This is a genomic window from Mesorhizobium sp. M7A.F.Ca.US.005.03.2.1 (assembly GCF_003997795.1).
GTDB lineage: Bacteria > Pseudomonadota > Alphaproteobacteria > Rhizobiales > Rhizobiaceae > Mesorhizobium > Mesorhizobium ciceri.
The window spans coordinates 1-3,674 of the sequence record NZ_RZRP01000637.1 but is presented as its reverse complement, the minus strand read 5'-3'; the positions used below and the strand labels follow the sequence as shown (position 1 = coordinate 3,674).

Genomic DNA, 3,674 nt, shown 5'->3' with positions numbered 1-3,674 from the left:
GCTTGAATCCGCTGCCGACCTCCTCGGGCGAGACAGGCGGCGTGCCGGTGATCATCAAGCCGAGCAGGCCGGGAAAGCGGTCGATCATCTCAAGCCCGATATGGCCGCCGAGCGACCAGCCGAAGACGATGGCCTTGTCGATGCCGAGCAGCCCGAGCACTTCGGTCATGGCATCGGCATAGCCTTCCATGCTGTAGGAACGCTCTGGATCGATCGCATCGCCGGACGCTCCATGACCGGGCAGGTCGGGAGCGATGAGGTGATATCGCTCGCCCAACGGGCCGTCCAACTGGTTGCGGAAAACGGCACTGGAAGATGAATTGCCGTGGATCAGCATGACAGCGGTTCCCTGGCCGCTGGTCTCACGCACCGCGATCTTGCCGTGGCTGGTTTCAAGGGTCTTCTGCGAGATCGTCATTGTCCGCTCCGTCGGGAATTGCCCTGTTTTAATGCAGTTGCGCAGCAAAGCGCCACGGCTTCCATACCTTTGCGGGAACCTTGTTCCCGGCCAGGTTGCGTTGAAAAATCCTTTTCAAATAAGAACAATTATGCGTAGATTGTCAATTATCCAACTCCCGATGAACGGGAGGAAAACAGGGAACAGCACGATGAAGCCCAAATCCGCCGCAAGTCGAATCCGCCATAAGCTGATGAGCACGACGTTGATCGGCATGTTTGCCGCATCAGCCGCCCCCGCCTTTGCCGACGTCGTCAAGATCGGCCTGCTTGCGCCGCTCACCGGCCCTGCCGCGGCGGACGGCCAGGAATTCCAGCGCGGCGTGCAGATGGCCATCGACGAAGCGAACGCAGCCGGCGGCGTTGCCGGGGATACGTTCGAACTGGTGGTCGGCGACGTCAAGGATCAGTCCGCCGGCAACGTCACCAGCGCCGTCGAACGCCTGCTTGGCGATCCGGGCGTGCACTTCATGCTGACCGGCTATGCCAGCCTGACCAATTTCGAGATCGACAACATGGCCGAGGCGGAAATGCCCTACATGCTGGCGGCCACCTCGCAGCAGACCAGGGACATCATCGCGCCGAGCCCCGACAAATACATGTGCTGCTGGTCACTGACGCCTTCCTTCGACGCCTACAACACCGACGTCACCCTGTTCGTCGAGAAGCTCGCGGCCGACGGCAAGATCACCCTGCCGACCAAGAAGGTCGCCATCATCTCGTCCGACAACGCCTATTCGAAGACCATCTCCGAAGGCATGAAGAAGACCTTCAAGGACAAGGGCTGGACCATCACCGTCGACGAGATCGTACCCTTCGGCGAAGTGACCGACTGGCGTTCGATCCTCGCCAAGGTGCGCGAGAACGTTCCCGATGTCGTCATCAACACCGACTATCTGCCGGGCAATTCGGCGTCGTTCCTCAACCAGTTCCTCGAGCAGCCGACCAAGAGCCTCGTCTTCCTGCAATACGCGCCGAGCGTTCCGGAATTCGTCGAGCTGACCGGCAAGAAATCGGATGGCGTCATCTACAACCTGCTCGGCGGCGCGCTGACGACGCCGAAGAACCCGCGCGCCGATGAGGTGGCAGCCAAGTTCAAGGCAAAATACGGCGTCGAGAGCGGCACCTACGGCGTCGGCCTCTACGAAATGACCAATGTCTATTTCGACGCGGTCAAGAAGGTCGGCGGCGCATCCGACCATGCGGCGATCATGAAGGCGCTGTCGGAGACCGACAAGCAGGTCGCGGAAGGGCGGCTGAAATTCGATCCCGCCACCCACCTTGCCACGCAGGGCGACGACTATATTCCGATCACCTTCTTCCAGATCTGGGATGGCCAGCGCACGCTGATCTCGCCTGAGAAATATGCCACCGGCGCCTTCAAGCTCCAGCCCTGGATGAAGTAGGGAATGGCCCTGCTTGAACTGGACGACGTGTCGAAGGCCTTCGGTTCGCTGAAGGCCGTCGATGGCGTGTCGTTCAAGGTCGAGGCCGGCGAGATCTTCGGTATCGCCGGCCCGAACGGCAGCGGCAAGAGCACGCTGTTCAACATCATCACCGGCATCCCGTTCGGGCCCGACCGGGGCCAGATCCGCTTTGACGGCATTGCCATAAACGGCAAATCGGGACACGCCATCGCGCGCCTCGGCCTTGCCCGGACCTTTCAGCGCGAGACCAGCTTCGACGGGCTGACCGTGTTCGAGAACGCGCTGATCGGCGCCAGCTACGGCAAGCAGGAAAAGACAGCGGCCACGGCCCGCAATGCCGCCGCCGAGGCGCTGGAGTTCGTCGGCCTGGGATCCCAGTCGTTCGGCCGGCTTGCCGGCGAATTGTCCGTGTTCGAGCGCAAATGCCTGATGCTCGCCACGGCGATCGCCATGCAGCCACGCATGCTCTTGCTCGACGAGCCGGCATCGAGCCTGACCAAACCCGAGATCGAGACGTCGATCGGCCTGATCCGCCGCACCGCCGAACGCGGCATCACCATCCTTCTGATCGAGCACGTGCTGACTTTCCTGATGAGCCTTTCGCAGCATCTGCTGGTGCTCAACAATGGCCGCGTCCTGGCCGCCGGCGATCCGGCAGGCGTGATCGCCGATCCGCACGTCATCGAAGCCTATCTCGGCACGAGGAGGTCGGCGGCGTGAATCCCATTCTCAGCGTCGAAGGCGTCACCGCCGGCTATGGCCGCGTCACCGTGCTGCACGATATCTCGCTGGAGGCCGGCCGTTTCGGCAATGTCGGCCTGTTCGGCCCCAACGGCCATGGCAAGACGACGCTGCTGCGTGCGATCTCCGGGCTTCTGCAGCCGAAGAGCGGCCGCATCCTGTTCGACGGGCAAGACATTGTCGGCCACAGCGCACGCGCCATCGTCGGCGCCGGCCTGATCCATGTGCCGCAAGGCAATCGGCTGTTTCCCGATCTCTCGATCGCCGACTGCATGGCGCTCGGCGCCTATTCGCCGCGGGCCCGGCCGCATGAGGCGGAAAACCGCGAAAAGGTGGTCAAGCTGTTCCCGAAACTGGCGGAACGCTGGCGCCAGCGCGTGCGCACGCTGTCGGGCGGCGAGCGCCAGATGGTGTCGATCGGCACGGCGCTGATGAGCCATCCGCGCCTGCTGATCCTCGACGAGCCGACGCTGGGGCTGGCGCCCAAGATCAAGGACGAGCTCTGCGCCTCCGTCATGGACATTTCGCGCGGCGGCGTACCGCTCATCGTCGTCGAGCAGGACATCGAATTCCTGCTGGAACTGACGCAGCAACTCTACCTCGTCAACCATGGCGCCGTTGCGACCGAGATCAAGCCGGGCGAAAGCCTCGACCACGGCGAGATCATGTCGATGTATTTTGGCCATTAGGAAAATCCGAAGATGAGCGCATTGGCGGAAATCCTGTTCGGCGGCCTGTTCCAGGGCTCGCTCTACGCCATGATGGCGGTCGGGCTGGCTCTGGTCTGGACGACGATCGGCGTGTTCAATTTCAGCCATGGCGTGTTCATGATGCTGGGCGCCTACATCGCCTGGCAGCTGGTCGAACTCGGCCTGCCGGCGGCGGTCGCCTTTCCCATCGCCGTCGTCGTCATGGCCGGCGTCGGCTGGATCCTGCAGGCGAGTGTCGTGCGGCCGCTGATCGGCCGACCCAACATCGTGCTGGTCGTCGTCATCACCACGCTGGCAGCCGGGTCGCTGATCGAGAACGGCGCGCTGCCCATCTGGGGGC

General features: G+C 62.9%; 4 protein-coding genes and 1 pseudogene. 4 read left to right on the top strand and 1 reads right to left on the bottom strand.

Features of this window, described 5'->3' with window-relative positions:
* The coding region (locus EN991_RS27310; protein WP_164769397.1) for an alpha/beta hydrolase at nucleotides 1–418 on the bottom strand (418 nt) is incomplete at its 3' end.
* Between the two features lie 190 nt (nucleotides 419–608).
* Here EN991_RS27310 and EN991_RS27305 point away from each other — a divergent pair.
* The 4 genes and pseudogenes from EN991_RS27305 to EN991_RS27290 form a co-directional block, all read left to right on the top strand.
* Entirely contained in the window at nucleotides 609–1,862 is a 1,254-nt protein-coding gene (locus EN991_RS27305; RefSeq protein WP_127369918.1) for an ABC transporter substrate-binding protein, read from the top strand.
* A gap of 3 nt (nucleotides 1,863–1,865) precedes the next feature.
* Complete coding sequence (locus EN991_RS27300) at nucleotides 1,866–2,603, top strand: ATP-binding cassette domain-containing protein (protein ID WP_127366362.1); 738 nt, start codon at nucleotides 1,866–1,868, stop codon at nucleotides 2,601–2,603.
* Entirely contained in the window at nucleotides 2,600–3,313 is a 714-nt protein-coding gene (locus EN991_RS27295; protein ID WP_013530211.1) for an ABC transporter ATP-binding protein, read from the top strand. Before EN991_RS27300 ends, EN991_RS27295 begins: the two co-directional genes overlap by 4 nt.
* A 12-nt stretch (nucleotides 3,314–3,325) precedes the next feature.
* Nucleotides 3,326–3,674 (top strand): annotated as a pseudogene (locus EN991_RS27290) (branched-chain amino acid ABC transporter permease); the annotation flags it as partial.